The organism is Mesotoga sp. H07pep.5.4 (assembly GCF_003664935.1).
GTDB classification, from domain to species: Bacteria; Thermotogota; Thermotogae; order Petrotogales; family Kosmotogaceae; genus Mesotoga; species Mesotoga prima.
In genome coordinates this window covers 1-17,382 of the sequence record NZ_JFHM01000001.1, presented here as the reverse complement: position 1 = coordinate 17,382, position 17,382 = coordinate 1, and the positions used below count along the sequence as shown (strand labels likewise).

Below are 17,382 nucleotides of genomic sequence, written 5' to 3'. Positions count from 1 at the left end.
TCCACATGATATTGTCTCCGAGGCCTCTGCTTCATAGTTTCTTTTTAACTACACGGAATTGCTATATTTGATCAGTAGTACTATCGTCTTTTCTCATAGAAAATCGCTGTTCAGCAGCGACTAAGATTCCCCTTTCAAAGCTTAATTCACTGTATAATTGGAGCAAATTCGCGCTCTTTGTAGATTCCGTAGTTAGCCCAAAAAAGAATGTGCTTTTTACACGGAGGGGATTGAGAATGAAGAAAAGCTTTTTGACCGCACTCTCGATATTGGCGATAATCTTCCTTGCATCTGGGTGTCTGTTCTTTGGACTTCCTAATTTGAATGGAAGCTGGGATGTTGTAATGACTTATTCTGGTGGAGCCTCGAAGACATCTACTTTTCATATCGAGCAGCACATAATCTATAACTACAGGGGAAAATTCTGTCTTGATTCAACCTGTAAAGAGCTTTTTGGGATGATCTCCAACGATCACAGGGTAAATATCAACACCTGGACCTCTGAAAGCAAAATAGATTTCGCTGGAGTCGCTGAGAAAGGAACAATGTCCGGAACCTTCACTAGATTCGAACCTTCAGCCGAAGGAACATGGGAGGCAACTAGGCGTTAGGCCGACATATTCGTAAAATCCGCAAGTGGGCAAGAGTTATCTTTCTAAAACTGCCTTAGAATCGATATATTCATCTCACATATTGACCTCTGGAACCCAAGTCTCATCAAAACGGGTCGAGCACTCTGAGTTATCGCATAATACTCTGTGAGTTTTGACCAAAAAACCTTCAGACCAAATCTGTTATCATCTTCTTGAGTAACTTCACGGAGGCAAAAAATGACAACAATATATCTCATGCGACACGGACAGAGTCAGGCAAATGTTGAAAGGGTATTCGCAAATGGTGACGATGGTTTTCCCCTGACTGATGATGGGAGAATCCAGGCGAAAATGGCCGCGCGCCACTTGAAGCTCAGGAATATTCGCAAGATTTACACCTCGCCCATACTGAGAGCAAGGGAGACTTCACAAATAGTCTCATCTGATCTTGGAATCAAATCTCAACTACTTGATGAGATCCGTGAATTTCACGTTGGCGAACTTGAGGGTCAGCTCATTCAGGGGGAAGCAGAAAGGGCATTCCTTGAACTCGTTAAAAGTTGGATTGATGGCAGGATAGATGAGAAAATCCCCAATGGAGAGAGTCACAGAGAAGTTATCGATCGATTCTGGAAGGCTATGAACACAGTGGTAAGGGAATGTCCCGAAGGAGAAGTCCTGGCCGTTAGTCACGGAGGTTTTCTGTCAATGACACTTCCCTTCGTCTGCAACGGGATCGACCCTAAGAGTTTCTTCTCAAGATCTGGTATTTCTATAACCAACTGCGCAATAACAACTGTGAAAGCTCAAAGAGATAACGGATCACTTTCACTCGAATTGGTAGATTGGGCCAATGCCTCGCACATGGAACTGGATTTTGAGAAGGAACCTATCGACAATGTGTGGAATGTGCAAAGTCGAGGGAATACTGACCAGAAAGGCAGGTGATAGTCGTGAGAATCGGAATAATCGCTTATTCAAAAACAGGAAATACCTTGTATGTTGCTGAAAAGCTAAGAGATAAGTTGACTTCTGCAGGGAAAGCAGCATCTATGGTAAGGTTGAGATCGGAGACTCCTGATCTCGAAAGATATGATGGGCTGATCTTTTGCTCTCCAGTTAATGGCGGAGCACCCGCAGATGCCATGAAGAGTTACCTTGCCAAAATGAAGTCCCTTGAAGGCAAGAAGGTTGCCGTTATGGCTACGGGTCTCTTTCCAGCCGCTTTGGGAAGGAAGCAGACACTGACCTACATGAAGAAAATCTGCAGAGAGAAAGGGGCGGAGATCTGCGGAGAGGGTAGCGTGGGATGGTGGAGCTTTGGTCGAGAGAGAAAAATCGAGAGGTTGGTAGAAGATCTTGCTTCTTGTTTCTAACAAACAATAACAGAGTTATTTATATGCAGATCAATATCACACTTTCGGCCTAGTTCTACTTCAAAACCAGAGCTAATAGGTTAAGACAGATTTGAAAGAGACACTTCGTTTCCAGGAGACCTCTTTCTAACAGCAGGTTGCGATTCACTCAGCAGCTAAAGTAATATGTCACGCTCAATACGAAGATTCTTGAAAACACATCAATTTCCACGAACGATTTGGTAATGCCGAAAGCTCAAATCCTGAGTAAAGGCTTCACGATCCTCTCGACTGATATACTAGTAGCGAAGACAAAATCATCGCGGTCTCTAGGATTTGTGTATTCTAGGAGACTGTCTGTGCCGGAGGCTGCTTCCATGAACAGATTGCTCTCGCTTACTATTATGGTCCTTTTCACTTCTTTCCTCTGTGCTTCAATGCCGGAACAGGTTCTCGTAAATAGCGGAAGCTTTCTCATGGGAACGACATGGAGAGAGGAAGGTGTGGATAATGAGCCGGTTCGACGGATCAATCTGAATTATGATTACTTCATTGGGAAGCGCGAAGTTACCTTCGACGAGTTCGATACCTTCTGTGAAGAAACAGGAAGAAACGTTCCTGACGATTCCGGATGGGGAAGAGACTCCAGACCAGCAATCAACGTAAGCTGGTGGGACGCGATAGCTTACTGTAACTGGCTTAGCTTTAAGGAAGGGTTACCCCTAGCCTATGACTCCGAGGGCCATATTCTTGATGCAATGGGCAGAAGAACGACTGATCCCTCCGAAGTTAAGGGTTACAGGCTGCCGACAGACGCAGAGTGGGAATTTGCGGCGAGAGGCGGTAACGCGAGTGAAGGCTACACAAGATTGGTAGGAAACTCAGTTGACCTGGTAGCGTGGTACAAATCTAACTCAGAGAACTTGACCCATCCGGTAGGAACCAAAGCTCCAAACGAACTGGGAATCTTCGATCTGTTGGGAAATGTTTGGGAATGGGTTAGCGATTATCACACAGACTACTCCTGTTCAGAAGAAGCGAATCCATATGTTGACAGCTTCTCAGCTTACAGAGTTAAGAGAGGTGGCAGCTGGATAGACTGCCCCGTCGGTGTCAGTATCGATGTGAGATCTAAGGGTTTGCCAGATCACGCCATCACAAATCTCGGCTTCAGAATCTGTAGAACAGCAAAGTAAAGGCATCTGTAACAATCTTCATTCCATCATAGAACCGTGTCCGGAATCATCTGGTGTCAAAGCTAACCCAGAACTTGATTATCTGCTGCAGTAGAAAAGAACGGAAATTGAACAGTAGTAAACCTTCATGTGTCCAAACGCCGAAACCAATTTTCACTCCTATTCCTAATTGTTCACGCAAAATGAAACTACCAAATCCTTTGCTTCAGTTTTGTTTTCTTTAAGGAATGTACTATAATCTAGGTACATATGTTCTGAACAAATGATAGGAGAGATGTCATGACGGGAAAACTGATTAGAATGAACCGGATACTTAGAGAAGACGGAAAGACGGTAATCGTCGCTATGGATCACGGGCAGTTCCAGGGTCCGATAGAAGGCATCAGGGATGTCAGGAGGACGTTGAGCAACATAGTCGCTGGCCGGCCCGATGCAATAATTCTAAATCCTGGCGTCATCGAAAAGAACGGAGATTTGCTTGGAGGAAAGGTTTCGATTCTATGTAGAATAACGGGAGCCTCTACTAACTACTCCACAAAGTTTGACTACCACAGAATCACTACTTCCGTCGAACATGCGTTGTCAATAGGAGCCGACGGTGTGGTTGTTATGGGATTCATAGGTGGAGACGGTGAAAACGCGTCGCTTGAAATTATAGGAAAAGTGGCAGAAAAATGCAGCAAGCTAGGAATGCCCTTGATTGCAGAAATGCTTCCGCAGGCCACGGATCACTTTACTGATCCGGAGTATATTGCACTAGGAACGAGAGTAGCGTATGAGCTGGGTGCCGATCTTGTAAAAGTCTATTATACGGGCTTTGAGTCATTTACGAAGGTTCTGGAATCAGTCCCTGTGCCCGTCGTGATTGCCGGCGGACCGAAGGGAAAGGATGCCTTCGAAATGGCGAGGGAGGCTCTGAAGCTCGGCGCAAAGGGGGTTGCTTACGGCAGGAATGTATTTCAAGCCGATGATCAGACCGAATATGTCGAAAAACTTCTGAAAACTGTTCACGGCTAGTCCGAAATGAGGAGGCGTTTATGAAGAAAGCACTCTTGACGGTTTTCCTATTTCTTTTTCTCAGCGCTGTTTTCGGAATTGAGGGCCATGTGTTTGTTGATCTGAACTCAAATGGGATACTCGACCCGGAGGATCAGACAGTTCAGGGTTGCCTTATTTCAAATGGAATTGAGATAGTCTCTTCAGACAGCGAGGGGTTCTACAGTATCTCTGATTCGGATGGCTTCATATTCCTGATCAAACCGGACGGTTATGTGTGCAGCGAATGGTATGTTAAGGGACTTGAGAATCACGATTTCTTACTGATGCCAGCCGTGGAGAATGGTATCTTTGCCGTTGTAAACGATATTCACTACGCGGATGACCCCGACCTCTTCTATGAATCTCTAGGGGACAGAGAAATGATTGACAGCCCAGATGAATACATGTCCAAGCTTGTTTCGATTCTCGAGATAGTCAAGCCCGATTTTATCGTCTGCAACGGAGACATGGGTGCAAGTATCAAAGACATCGATGACGAAATTGCAACCAGATGGGCTACAAAGGTTAAAGACTATCTAACCATCTCGAATATCCCTGTATATTACTCCGTTGGAAATCACGAGACAAACAAGAAGAAGGCCGATCCGTACGACATTTTTCACAACGTCTACGGACCCGAATATTACTCTTTCAATAGCTTTGGAACACACTATATAGTTCTTAATACTCACAACATCATCGAAGGCAGTTTCGTTTATGAAATCGATTCTCCGCAACTTGAATGGTTGAAGAAGGACATTGAGCTAGTTGCCAATAATAATAGAATCGTGATCTTTTCACATGAACCGGTATTCAGTCTAGCCAAGACCGATAACTACTACGAACTGATGCAGATTTTTGCTGATGACTGTTCATATCACATTACCGGTCACAAGCACACAATGATTGAGTACTTCGATGCTCCATTTGTGGAGCTAACCTGTGGCGCCGTTTCTGGAGCATGGTGGGAAGGTCCCTCTCCAACTGGTGACGAGTATGGGTTCACTCTTTTTGAGATGAAGAGAAGCGATTTAAATTACTGTTTCGTAACTCTTACATACGATCGTTCCGGCTGGTTCGACATGAGCAGAGAGTCCCCCTATTCGGGAGTCGAGTACATCAGATTCTGCACGTTTCCTTCAACAGAAGATATCGTAGTACTTCTAAATGACCGTGTCGTCGAATGTGATGTTTTGAAGAAAGAGATGAGATTCTGGAGCGAGTACTACTTCAACGTCAATCTTTCTTCCTGTGACGATGGCCTGAATGAGATAGTTGTTCACTCTGGAGATAGAGAGTTCAGAAAGAAGCTCTTCGTTAGAAGCGCTTCGGTAGATATCAAATCTATGAAAACCAATCCAGAATACTTCGAGGGATCACTTGTGCTTGTCTCGAATTGTGCCAATACCGGTCAGTGGGGTAAAACCTACACATTCAACGATGGTAGTGATACTTTCATGGTTCAAATAACCAATCTGGACGTTCCCTTCACCATTTCAAAAGAATATAAATACTCTCTGTACGGAATATTTAGAAACAGCGAGAGAGTGGTTGATCCGATCAAGCTGTTGGTGGCCGAGGGAATTGTTCAGGAAGAATAAGGAGGGGAAATACGTATGAAGAAAGCCTTACTGGTTGTTCTTGCGGCAATGCTTCTCATTTCTGCTGCGGTAATCGCAGATCCTGTAATCAAAATTAGTGGCGTGATCGCATTGAGAAATGAGGAAGGCGCCTGGCAACTCACGCTGGATGAGTTCAAAGAACTGCCCCAAACCGAGTTCTTTGTAACCGATCCGTGGATGGGAGACAAGACATATGTTGGAGTGACTCTCGCCGATCTTTTGAAGTTCGTGGGAGTTCCTTCAGGCGCGAAGAACGTAGTGATGGTCTGCTCCGACGAGAAAGAATTCGCGGTAGCTTACGAAGACGCACTGAAGTATCCTATAATGCTGACTCACTCAACCAGATCGGGAGAAAACCTCAGGGCTCTTCCTGCGAGCCAGGGCGGTCCTATAAAGCTTGCATATCCGATCAACGACTTCCCGGAGATCACCGACAAGTATCCGTCTGACAACTGGGCATGGTACGTAATCGAAGTTAGGGTTGAGATGTGATTTCGTGATGGGGGAGGCAACTCCCCCATTATCTGCGATAAGAGGTGGTTCATTTGAAAGCAGCAATCTACAAGGGCATCGGGAAGATCGAAATCGATGATATAAGCAAGCCCGTTATCCAGGCAGACGAAGGTCTCGTGAAGATAGGTATGGTTGGCGTCTGCGGCACAGACATAAAGACATTCAACAAAGGGCATCACATGTTCAAACCGCCTTGCATTCTAGGCCATGAGTTCACCGGAAAGATAGTTGAAAAGGGAGCGTCGGTAGACTACGATTTCGGTGATGCTAGCTACGTGATTGCTCCGTACATAGAGTGCGGCAAATGTGAAATGTGTCAGAAAGGAGTTCCCGAGCTCTGCTCAAAGAAACATTGGGTCGAAGGAGCATTCACCGAGTATGTCAAAGTTCCATTAGAGATCCTGAAAAGGGCAACTCTGAAGATCCCTAATCATGTCCCCGAGAGCACCGCAACCCTTACAGAACCGCTCGCCTGTGCAATTCATGGCATAGACAAAGCCAGGATAACCGCCGAAGACAGAGTCCTGGTTGTTGGAAGCGGTCCTATGGGATTGCTCCTAGGAAACGCTCTGAAAAACATGAAATGCGAGACATACATTTCCGATATCGATAAGAACAGACTATCTATGGCTGAGAACTGTGGCCTCAAAACGATAGACTTCAGTGAGTCTGGTTTCGAAAGCTTCAAGAACAGTAATCCTCGTTTCGATTCAATCATCCTTGCAAATGATAGAAAGGAACTTGTCAACTCGCTTCTGCCTTTCGTCCATCCAGGTGGAACATTTGAGTTGTTTGGTGGAATGTCGAGAGACACAGTCCTGGAGATAGATCCTTACTTTATTCACTATAAAGAGGTAGACCTCGTCGGCACGTTTGGTTTCTCCGAGAAGGATTTCAAGAAGGCCTTCGGCTTCATCACCAGTGATCCAGATTCTTTCTCTAAACTGATTTCCAAAGTACGGGACCTCGAGAATATCGTAGAAGCTTTCAATGATGCTACAGACAAGACCAAAGCCAAGATTGTCGTTAAGGTCTCAAGCTAGGTGGGATTTGAGTGAAGAAGGTATTTGTCATTTCATTACTTCTAATAATTACTGCGGCGGTCTTCGCCATTACCCTGGACTTTTACTGTCTTGCCTGGCAGCCTGCAGCCGTTGACAAGATATACGATCTGGTCGATATATGGAACATGGATAATCCAGATGTTCAGGTGAACATTATCTGGGGCACCTGGGAGTCTTCAGACCAGTATCTGCTGACAAGTTTTCAAGGCGGAAACGCGCCGGATGTCTTTCACACTGACGCCGAGAAATTCCGAGAATATGGAATGATGGGATATGCGGCCCCCCTTAACAGTTACGTGAGTGACGAAATAATTGGCGACATTCCTGCTCATATATTCGAAGACTGCTACGATTTTGCCGGAAATTTATACGGGATCCCTTGGTGCCAGGAGACACAGGTGATCTTTTACAACAAAGACATATTCGAAGAAAGCGGAATCAGGTTGCCTCTCGACAGAATGATTTCGTGGGAAGAGCTGCTTGATATTGCTCAAAGAGTTACAAAGAAAGATGAGAACGAAAATGTAATAACCTGGGGAATCCTTGCTCCTCTTATGGAAAGGTTTCACTGGACCTTGATCGCTCAGAAAGATGGAACGATACTTACAAAGGACAGCAATCATAAATGGAAGGTTGAGATCAATGAGGGAGCTATAGAGGCAATTGAGTTTTACCTTTCACTAATAACTGAACACCAGGTGATGCCTAGAGACGTCATAAGCATAGACTACACCTCTCTTATGCAGGGGTTCATAAACGGCAAGTACGCAATGGTCACCTTTGGCTGCTGGAACAGACGCTTCTTGCTTCAGAACAAAGGTTTCAACTGGGGTATGCTTCTTGTCAAGAATGAAGACAACAGGATCAATGCATCTGACCCCCAGGCTTTTGGTATATCGAAGCTGTCCAAACACAAGGATGAAGCCTTTGCATTCATAGAATTCATGACAAATACTGAAAACTCAGCAGAGATAAGCTACAGTGATTATCTCTTCCCTGTCAGAGAGTCTTCGCTTGAAGATCCAAGATTCAGCTCTCCAGAAAATGAATGGGATGTTGCTAAGGCCTGGCTCCAATACTCGGACAACGTGAAACCAGGAATGCCAGGATTCTACTCCTTCGAGTGGAAGCTATTTGTACCTAATCTCGAAAAAGTTATACTGGGTAACATGAGTCTGGACGCCGCCCTGAAGGATACAGTTACTGAGGGAAACAAAATGCTGAAGAAACTCGGGCTTCAATGATTTGCTGCAACTTGTAGAGAATGAAAGGAATACACTACATAAGCTCGCAGCACTTCAGACTGAGTTTTTCTGAGACGTTTCTTCGTGGTTTTCGTATTAGCAGCGTGTGTTCGCTAGTAAAATGCGAAAATGGCATACTACTAGATACATTCTACCGATTCACTCGGTAACTGCCGGGAGTGATGACAAATCAGAAAGAGCGAAACGGCGAAGGCAATGCCATATATACTGCCAGTACTGGTAGTAGTAGCGCTAATAAGCGTATACCCATTTGTCAACGGGATATACAACAGCTTCTTTTCCGACGCTGTCTTCGGAGGAGGAAAGTACTTCTCCGGCCTTGATAATTTCAAAGATCTCGTGTCTGACAATCTGTTTTGGACCGGGCTCAAGAATAACCTTATATGGTCGGCTGCGTGTGTCGGATTTGAGCTTGTTCTGGGTATGTTGATAGCTCTGCTGCTCAATCTACCATACATAAGGCTAAGAGGTCTATACAGAGCGCTGATCCTTCTGCCCTGGGCGACAACCCCCGTTGTAGCGGCACTTATCTGGAGATACATCTTCGGAGTTATGGGACCGCTTAATTCCTTTCTGAATGCAGTGGGCTTTGCAAATCCTCCCAATTGGTTGGTGACCCCGGGTTATTCTCTCTTCGCCTGCATAGTCGCAAACATCTGGATAGGCCTCCCGTTCGTTATTGTGACTCTTCTGGCTGGATTGCAGTCCCTACCTTCTGATGTATACGAGGCTGCCGAGATAGATGGTGCCGGAGTATTCAAGAGGTTCTTCCATCTCACTCTGCCTTTAATGAAAAGTCTGATTCTTATCCTTGTTACACTGAACACGATCTGGACTTTCAACATGTTCGACATAGTCTACTCAATGACCAACGGCGGACCGGGGAACTCTTCAATGCTACTATCGCTGTATTCTTATCAAAATGCTTTCGCATACTTCCAGCAGGGATACGCTTCTGCAATCGGCGTCATATGTTTGCTTATACTCCTTCTACCTGTTGCCTTCTATATAAGGGAGGTTAGAAATGAGGCCTAAGAGAAGCGTAGTAATAACAATGAACATCGTGGCGTTTTTAGTGGTTCTGCTAATTCTCTCTCCTCTCTTAATGCTAATACTAAATTCTTTCAGAGAAACTACTGACATTTATCAGAATCCTTTGAAGCTTCCGGAGAAATTCTATCTGGGAAACTACTCGAAGATCTTCCAGGACACCAGTTTCGGTAGGAACTTCACAAACAGTATGACGGTTACCCTCGTCACCGTTCTACTCTGCATAATTATCACTACACTGGCAGGGTATGCAATGTCCAGATTCAAGTTCAAGGGCAAGAATCCTTTGATACTATGGCTTCTGGCTTCCCAGGCTTTCCCGGGAATTCTCATGATTATCGGTCTTTTTTCTCTCCTGAACCGGTATTCCCTTCAAAACAACCCCCTGGGCTTGATTATTCTATACACTACCTTTACCATTCCGTTCTGCAGCTGGTTGCTTAAGGGATACTTCGATGAGATTCCCCAGGCGCTTGAAGAAGCTGCAATGATAGATGGTTGTAATCGATTTCAGGCAATGAGGAAGATAATCGTGCCAATGGCAGTTCCGGGGATAGTCGCCGTTGGAACGTTCGCGTTCCTTCTCTCTTGGAATGAGTTCTTTTTTGCGCTCGTAATAATGAGAGAGAATGCAAATTGTACCCTTCCCGTTTTCCTTTCAAGGTTTGTTGGAACTGGAGGTGCCGTAGAGTGGGGCGCTCTGTCGGCCGGCGCTCTCATCACTGCTCTTCCTCCAATCCTTCTGTTTCTACTATCACAGAAGTATCTTATCGGAGGGCTTACGAGAGGTGCGATAAAATGAGAATCGCTGTCATCGGAGCCGCCTCTATCGACAGGTATGTGATTCTCGATTCATTTCCTGAAAGAGATTCTATGGTATTTGCAAGAAGCACACATGATTTCATCGGAGGCTCGGGAGCAAACATAGCTTTGAATCTCTCGCGTCGCGTTGAAACTGATTTCTACTTCGGAACGGGAAATGATTTATCTTCGAAGTGGATTCTAGAGAAGCTCTCTTTGTCAAGCATGAATCTTAGTTACGTCGTGGAAAATGGATCTGGCGCTGAGACTTTAGTAATGATAGATTCACATGGAGAGAGAAGAATCATATCCCTTGGAGGCCATGCTCTCTTTCGTGGTGTAATCGACGAAAAGAGATACAATGCGATTTGCGTGGCGGACAGTTTCAAAGAAGTGGCGCTCGATGCATTCCGAAAGACAGCTGAATCTCTGAAAGTCTATGTACCAGGTGGATGTGGTCTGTATTTTGGAGCCGATACCGTTGTTGAGGTAGCTTGTTTATCGGATTACACTATTTTGTCGGAAGGAGAAGCAGAGAACCTTCAGACAAGGATCAGTGAGATCTCTTCGAATATTATAATAACCAGAGGATCGGCTGCAACGATCTGGATGGACAGAAACAAGAATAGCCGCTCCTTCGAGGTTGAAGGAATCGCTGAAGAAATCTTGGATACTACGGGAGCCGGTGATGCTTTCGCCGCAGGATTTATGGAGAAGTTCACGAAGTGCGGTGATCCAATCCAGAGTATCTATTACGGCCACAAGAAGGCGGCAGAAGCGGTTTCTGTAATTGGACCCAACCTCGTAGAAGGGAGGAAAGATTTAAGATGAAGGGGCTTATGGCTGATAGAGACACAATGATGAAAGTTTGCAAACTCTACTATATTGAGGACAAGACACAGAGCGAGATCGCCAGATTGGTTGGAATATCCAGGCCCCAAGTCAGCAGGCTGCTCACAAAAGCCAAGAATGAGGGAGTCGTTAGGATAGAGATTGATTCGGGAAAAGTGGAAAATCTCGAAGAGATTTCAATAGAAATGAAAGAGAGATTCGGACTGAAGAACGTCATCGTTGCGGACGAAGCATCGGATGGAGGAACTATCAATTCAATTGCGATGTCTGCAGCGAAATTCCTCCCCGATTACGTGAAGAATGGACAGCTTGTGGGGATCTCATGGGGTCGAACTCTGTACGAGACAGTTGAAAGAGTCGTATTCAATGGGGAGCTTCCAAACACAACATTCATACCCCTAATCGGCGGTGTCGGCCAGTTGCGTCACGAGTATCAAATGAATTCAATTGTCGAAAAGATTGCGAATTCCTTTCACAGTAACCGTTACTACCTTTTCGCTCCAGCCTTCATAGAAAACGCGAAGACTCTAAACATGATGCTTGAAGACAGTTCTATAAGATTCATGTCGGAGATGTGGAAGAGGTTAGATCTGGCCATTGTCGGGATAGGGGAGCCTATATCCCTGTCCAACGCCTTCAAGAACATCTATGACAAGGAGTTCCTTGCCAACCTTATGAAACATGCGGCAGTTGGCGACATTGCAGCGAGATTCTTCAACGCGGACGGAACGCCTTGCGTTTCCGGAAATGAGAATATCCTCGGGATATCTCTTGATCAGCTGAAGGAAGTACCAGAGGTCATTGGGATTGCAGGTGGCAAGGAGAAAGCTCAGGCAATTTATGCGTCAATAAAGGCCGGGTATATCAATTCAATCGTAACGGATAGGAGTACTGCTCTTCAAATACTCCGAATGCAGAGTTAATATGAGAATCGGATTAGTCTACAATCCAAACTCTGGTAAGCGAGAGAAAGACCTTGATCTCATGAAGGCTCTTGCCAAGAAGTTTGAGAAATTGCACCTATTCTGCACGAAATCTACCCATCTTCACCTGAAAGAGTATTTCAATCTAGAAGTAACCGGATCGGGGACGATCCACAACGATTACAGAGACACCATAAACGCCGGTAACGCCCTTTCAAAAATGAATCTGGTGATATCGATCGGAGGGGATGGAACTGCATCCGATGTTGTCGCCGGTATGCGGCTGACTGGAAGGCTTGCGCCAGTTGCGGGTGTGGCTTTAGGAACGGCCAATTGCGGACCACTGATCGTCTTCAGATCGGCCGCTGACATACTTGACTTTGACTTCCTGAATATAGAGCCTAAATGGGTAACGGGACTGGATGTCTTCGAAGAGGACTACATAAGTTCGGCATTCAACGATGTAGTCATTTCCGAAACTTTGATTTCGACAGTAGAAGGAAAGAACTTAACAATCGACGCTTCGAACTTCTTCTACAGGAATGAGAGAACACCGAGAGAACCTGTATCAATCGCTTCAGAAACAAGCAGATTGGAGATTAACGGAGAGGAGGTTTCACCTCATTTTCGTACATCTCAAATCATTATCTCTCCATTTTCCAAAGACACTAAGGGATTGTTCGCCTATAAGGCAGTAAGCGGCCTCCTTTGCTGGCTGCCTTACTCGAGTTGTAACTCGGCAATGATTGTCTCTTCCAGACCGATAATAACTATGGTTGAACCGGGCGAGACAGTCTCTGCGGAGATCAAGCAGTTCATTCTAACTAACAGTGATACAGTAAGTTTGTCCGGCTTCGAAGCTTTCTGCGTAATCGATGGAAATCCAAGGGTGGATCTTTCAGCATCCAAGGGAATCAAAGTGAAAATAAATGGAAGGGCAGGACTTGGCGTGAAAAGACGTGATGAAGAATGAACAGAATTTTCAGGGCACTTGAAGCATTCGCCGTTGGCGATGCGATGGGAATGGTAACGGAATTCATGACCCGCCGGCAAATCTCTGCCAGGTTCGACTTCGTAAGTGATTTGCTAGAACCGGAACACTCACCTATCCACAAAAACCTAACAAGAGGTCAGATAACTGACGACACAGAGCAGGTGCTATACTTGATAAAGCTCTACAATGAGAAAAGAAACTTCTTACAGGAGACGGTCAAGGAAGCTCTTTGCAGATGGGCCGACGAGCGTGACCCTATTGCGAAGGGATACATAGGCCCAAGCACTAAAAGAGCTATCGAAGCCTTCAAGAACAAAGAAGAGTTCGAGAGTCTGGGCACTACCAGTGGGGCCCCAATGAGAGTGCTTGCTCCAGTCTTATGCAGCCTCAACAAAAGTGAAAAGCATCTAATTGAAGTAATAATAGAATGCACGGTCCCTACTCATAACACGAATCTTGCTCTCGAAGCTTCCCTCGCAGTCGGATTCGCCTACTACTATGCAGCAAAGGGGCAGGGTGTCAATGGGATTATCGAAGCAGCCATTAGAGGCTCAAGATTAGCTGAAGAACTCTCTTGCGCCGAATTCGTAGGACCTTCTGCCGGTGAAAGACTTTCTTTGATCAGAGATCTCATAGGCGGCGAATTGCCTGACCATTTTCTCGACAGAATCTACTATCTGTTTGGCACGACTATGGAGGCGGTAGACGTAGCAGTTGCAGCGATTGCCATCGGCCTTTTCTGCAGAGATGATGTGTGGCAAGCAATAAGAATGGGTGCCTCGATCGGCGGAGACACCGATACCATTGCAGCAATAGCAGGTTCACTGTCTTCTCTCCAAGGCGAAACTAACAATATCCCTCACTTCATAACTCAAAGAGTATTGAAAACAAACGAAAATCTTGATCTGGAGAAGTATGTGCGATACGTAGAGGAGACCAGTGATATAGATGATTAGACTATTGTCCGGAAGTGCCTCTGTGGGGATCATCTATGGAATCTTCAATTTCGTTCTAATCCCGTATCTCAATGGCAAGTTTCACTCAACCGCTCTGGCAGGAAACCTGGTTTCTGCAGGAATGATTATAACGATCTTCACCGGAATGCTAATTGGCTATCTAGGCGACCGAAACAGGAAATACCTTTTCTTCATTAAAGGTCTCTTCATCATCGCAATTGCCAGCATGTTCATGCTTAGCACAGGCAATGAAATCTTGTTGGGTATTGCTGCTGTCGTTTTCACCATGTCAATATTCAGTCTTCTTACTCCATACTCTGCCCTTGTCAGCAACGTGAGTAAGCCCGGCAGAAAGGACAGAAACTACGGATTCATGATGGGTGTTATGAATATAGCGACCTTTCTCTGTTCCCTGTTCATTGGAGTCGCCCTTTCAAGAAGCGAAGAGACCGCATTTGTGATTTTCTCGATTTCTGCTGCTGTCCTAGTTATTCCGATTTTCTTCTTTCGTTCTGGTTCTCAAGTAGATGATGCCGCTGTAGGTATTAGGGAAGAAGACTTGAGATTCAGAATTGACAGAAAGATAGTCTTTGTGATGATCTCTCAGTTTGGCTTATGGTTTTCCATGGGTGGGATACTTCCTTACTTGACCTCTTTCATCAGCAGCGATATTGGTGTGTCTCTTGGCACTGCATCGTCAATAATGGGAATATCAACTCTTGTGAGTGGCGTGACTTCTCTTATGACTGGCACTCTAAGCAAAATGCTAGGACAGAGAAGGCTGCACATTACGGCGCTTTCTATTCTAGCCGGCGTTTTCTTGTTGGTGAGTGTCTTCTACACCGGATTCCTGGATCTTGGCCCATTTCTGATGCTGATCGTGTTGATTCTCTTCAGCTTTGCTTTAGGAATCGTTCTCGCCCTCAACGTGACAATAGTCTCAGATACGGTTTCCCTTGCAAATCAGGGAAAGATCTTCGGCCTAAATAACATAGTAATGGTGCTCTCTCAATCGCTTGCCTTGAGTCTTATAGGTTCTTTGATAGCCCTAGGTGGCTATAATCTGGCATTTGTTTTTGTTGCAGGAGGCTTCGCGGCCGCAATACTATTCTTCGTAATAAGCACGCTTAGTTATCAAGGACCACTAAACGAGCAAAAGGCAGGCAAGACCTAGAAACAGACCTAGCGATAAAACTAAACTGATCGGCCGATAGGATATTCACTACGTACTACTTCGCTTAGACTTCAACTATTCGTGAAGACGTTCGCATCTTTCGTACCAGAACATTCTGTAATCCTCGTGGATAATTGTTCTGCCAACAAGGTCATATGGCGTAAAAATCCCTTCCTCTAAGCACCACTTCAAACCTTCCTCATATGCCGTCCAGCTTCTCATCTGTTATCTCGACGAGCATTGAATCCTGACCTTCGATGATTGCCGCAACGGCTCTTGTATGCCCGTCGGTTATAGCAAGTCTTTCATCAATATAAATGACCGGAATCGAAACACTCTTCACTCTGAATAGCTCTGAGTTTGGTAGACGATACATAAAGCTGACTGGGCTGCAAACCCCTGCTCGAATCCTGAATCTACTTGACATGACTACCCCAAAAATTAATTCACAGCCGACAGACTTCACGACTTTCATGAAGCATGGGGCTGCGAGAATGAACCCTCCTCCAAGGATACTAACTCTATAACACTCATCTTCAAGAAGGTGAAAGTGCTATTATTCTACTGTCGTCATTCATATAGCTCTTAGTTACTAGAGACGATATGAACGAGATGCTCTAAATCCGTTCCGTCAAATGCGGACTACAGCTTTCTAATATTCCCACGATAACATTTAGTGGCGACCATTACTCTTGTAGAGTGAATTCAAAGGAGGAGAAAATGAAGAGGAAGATACTGATAGCATTTGTAGGTTTTCTGGTGATTCTATTTCTTGTGAGCAGCTGCATCCCTTTTCCCAAAGTAAAGAATTACCGCGCATGGGTAGTGGGGCAGACAGACACAAACGGAATCGCAATGCTTTACTTCTCGGACGATTCCGGTGAAACCTGGACACGCCAGGCCATGGACATCCTGCCTGAAGGTAAGAGTTTGGAGGACGTTCTTTCCGTAGATGAGAATACAGTCTGGGCTTGCGGTTCAGACGGGTTATTACTGAAAACGACTAACGGCGGTTCCGACTGGGAGATAGTTGGAGTATCGGAAGTTGCTACTGATTCATTTTTCTCTTTCCTTTCGATTTTTGAAGATAGAATTTGGGTAAGCGGTGACGAAGGACTTGTAATCTTCTCTGATGACGACGGTGGAAGCTGGACAGTATGTGACCTTCCAGAAATGGCTTCAGAGTATATTATTCAAGGAATCCATGCAATAAACGAGGACGTGATTTATGCTGTTGGAAACAAATCAACACCCAGAGCCGGCATAGTTCTGAAGAGCGAAGACGGTGGCCAGACCTGGGAAGAGATTGAACTGCCAAACAATTACAATGACAATGGATGGATAGGTGTAAAGGCCACAGATGAAAACCACATAGTTATCCACGGTGGCCAGGGCCATTATGTGGTAACCGCGAATGGTGGGAAACAATGGGTTACGGGAGGTCCTCTTTTCGCTAAAGACCTGAACTCTCTGGTAATGCTGGATAGTTCAACTTACTGGGCAGCCTGCGATTTCGATACGATAATCCTTACTGAAAACAGTGGAATAAGTTGGGAGGAGCAGCCTCCGGCAGGAACGAGCAATTCCTTTCTGTTAGGAATAGATGCTCTCGACAGGAGTAACGCGTTGGTTGTCGGCTCATCGGCCGGATACCCACAATTCGGAAAGATACTGCGCACAAAAGACGGAGGAAAGAACTGGGAAGTAGTTCTTAGTGCAGAGGAATGTCCAGTTACCTTGACTCATGTTTCGATAGCCGAAAAGAGAATGTGAAAACCAAGATTAGTTCCAAGATGCAACTTGTGAGTTGTAAGACCGGCGTCGGGGGCTGGGAAATCAAGAGAAACTGGTTGACCGTTGAGCGGTTCTCCGTTCACCGAAAAAAACATATTTACCCCGCAAGGATATTGGAGATAAATAGAAGAACAGATAGGATAGAAGAGTAGAGAGGGGGTAAGTATGAAAGGGAAGAAGCAGAGGAGTTTT

At 45.3% G+C, this 17,382-nt stretch carries 19 protein-coding genes; 17 read left to right on the top strand and 2 right to left on the bottom strand.

Features of this window, described 5'->3' with window-relative positions; translation table 11 throughout:
• The first annotated feature begins 236 nt into the window (after nt 1-236).
• The 16 genes from Y696_RS00095 to Y696_RS00020 all read left to right on the top strand — a co-directional run bounded on the left by Y696_RS00095 (nt 237) and on the right by Y696_RS00020 (nt 15,396).
• On the top strand, nt 237-611 hold the full coding sequence (locus Y696_RS00095) for a hypothetical protein (protein WP_006489997.1): 375 nt from the start codon (nt 237-239) through the stop codon (nt 609-611).
• A gap of 219 nt (nt 612-830) precedes the next feature.
• Nucleotides 831-1,541 carry a histidine phosphatase family protein gene (locus Y696_RS00090; protein ID WP_121509500.1) on the top strand — a complete coding sequence of 237 codons (711 nt, stop codon included), beginning with the start codon at nt 831-833 and terminating at the stop codon, nt 1,539-1,541.
• Between the two features lie 5 nt (nt 1,542-1,546).
• Nucleotides 1,547-1,969: a flavodoxin domain-containing protein gene (locus Y696_RS00085; RefSeq protein WP_121509499.1), complete on the top strand. Its 423-nt coding sequence runs from the start codon at nt 1,547-1,549 to the stop codon at nt 1,967-1,969.
• Between the two features lie 356 nt (nt 1,970-2,325).
• Nucleotides 2,326-3,144, top strand: a complete 819-nt coding sequence (locus Y696_RS00080) for a formylglycine-generating enzyme family protein (RefSeq protein WP_259459811.1) — start codon at nt 2,326-2,328, stop codon at nt 3,142-3,144.
• A gap of 279 nt (nt 3,145-3,423) precedes the next feature.
• Nucleotides 3,424-4,161: a class I fructose-bisphosphate aldolase gene (locus Y696_RS00075; protein WP_121509498.1), complete on the top strand. Its 738-nt coding sequence runs from the start codon at nt 3,424-3,426 to the stop codon at nt 4,159-4,161.
• Between the two features lie 20 nt (nt 4,162-4,181).
• Nucleotides 4,182-5,783 (top strand): metallophosphoesterase, encoded by a 1,602-nt coding sequence (locus Y696_RS00070; protein WP_121509497.1) that lies wholly within the window; start codon nt 4,182-4,184, stop codon nt 5,781-5,783.
• Between the two features lie 15 nt (nt 5,784-5,798).
• Nucleotides 5,799-6,296 carry a molybdopterin-dependent oxidoreductase gene (locus tag Y696_RS00065; RefSeq protein WP_121509496.1) on the top strand — a complete coding sequence of 166 codons (498 nt, stop codon included), beginning with the start codon at nt 5,799-5,801 and terminating at the stop codon, nt 6,294-6,296.
• A gap of 53 nt (nt 6,297-6,349) precedes the next feature.
• Nucleotides 6,350-7,360 (top strand): alcohol dehydrogenase catalytic domain-containing protein, encoded by a 1,011-nt coding sequence (locus Y696_RS00060; RefSeq protein WP_121509495.1) that lies wholly within the window; start codon nt 6,350-6,352, stop codon nt 7,358-7,360.
• Nucleotides 7,361-7,371: 11 nt separating this feature from the next.
• Complete coding sequence (locus Y696_RS00055; RefSeq protein ID WP_121509494.1) at nt 7,372-8,625, top strand: sugar ABC transporter substrate-binding protein; 1,254 nt, start codon at nt 7,372-7,374, stop codon at nt 8,623-8,625.
• Between the two features lie 216 nt (nt 8,626-8,841).
• A complete protein-coding gene (locus Y696_RS00050; protein ID WP_121509493.1) occupies nt 8,842-9,681 on the top strand; it encodes a carbohydrate ABC transporter permease in 840 nt (279 codons plus the stop codon).
• Nucleotides 9,671-10,498 (top strand): carbohydrate ABC transporter permease, encoded by an 828-nt coding sequence (locus Y696_RS00045; RefSeq protein ID WP_121509492.1) that lies wholly within the window; start codon nt 9,671-9,673, stop codon nt 10,496-10,498. The genes Y696_RS00050 and Y696_RS00045 overlap by 11 nt, the downstream gene beginning before the upstream one ends.
• A complete protein-coding gene (locus Y696_RS00040; RefSeq protein ID WP_121509491.1) occupies nt 10,495-11,328 on the top strand; it encodes a PfkB family carbohydrate kinase in 834 nt (277 codons plus the stop codon). The genes Y696_RS00045 and Y696_RS00040 overlap by 4 nt, the downstream gene beginning before the upstream one ends.
• A gap of 8 nt (nt 11,329-11,336) precedes the next feature.
• Nucleotides 11,337-12,272 carry a sugar-binding transcriptional regulator gene (locus Y696_RS00035; RefSeq protein WP_183084162.1) on the top strand — a complete coding sequence of 312 codons (936 nt, stop codon included), beginning with the start codon at nt 11,337-11,339 and terminating at the stop codon, nt 12,270-12,272.
• Between the two features lies 1 nt (nt 12,273).
• Nucleotides 12,274-13,245, top strand: a complete 972-nt coding sequence (locus Y696_RS00030; protein WP_121509489.1) for a diacylglycerol kinase family protein — start codon at nt 12,274-12,276, stop codon at nt 13,243-13,245.
• On the top strand, nt 13,242-14,222 hold the full coding sequence (locus Y696_RS00025) for an ADP-ribosylglycohydrolase family protein (RefSeq protein ID WP_121509488.1): 981 nt from the start codon (nt 13,242-13,244) through the stop codon (nt 14,220-14,222). The genes Y696_RS00030 and Y696_RS00025 overlap by 4 nt, the downstream gene beginning before the upstream one ends.
• Entirely contained in the window at nt 14,215-15,396 is a 1,182-nt protein-coding gene (locus Y696_RS00020) for an MFS transporter (RefSeq protein ID WP_121509487.1), read from the top strand. The genes Y696_RS00025 and Y696_RS00020 overlap by 8 nt, the downstream gene beginning before the upstream one ends.
• Nucleotides 15,397-15,595: 199 nt before the next feature.
• Here Y696_RS00020 and Y696_RS00015 read toward each other — a convergent pair whose 3' ends face one another.
• A complete protein-coding gene (locus Y696_RS00015) occupies nt 15,596-15,823 on the bottom strand; it encodes a hypothetical protein (protein WP_147431758.1) in 228 nt (75 codons plus the stop codon).
• A gap of 293 nt (nt 15,824-16,116) precedes the next feature.
• Here Y696_RS00015 and Y696_RS00010 point away from each other — a divergent pair, with 293 nt between their 5' ends.
• The gene (locus tag Y696_RS00010) at nt 16,117-17,169 is read left to right on the top strand and encodes a YCF48-related protein (RefSeq protein ID WP_121509485.1); all 1,053 of its coding nucleotides are present in this window, start codon (nt 16,117-16,119) and stop codon (nt 17,167-17,169) included.
• Here the strand turns inward: Y696_RS00010 and Y696_RS14140 are convergent.
• On the bottom strand, nt 17,139-17,382 hold a 244-nt coding region (locus Y696_RS14140), incomplete at its 5' end, for a hypothetical protein (protein ID WP_220668780.1). The genes Y696_RS00010 and Y696_RS14140 overlap by 31 nt on opposite strands.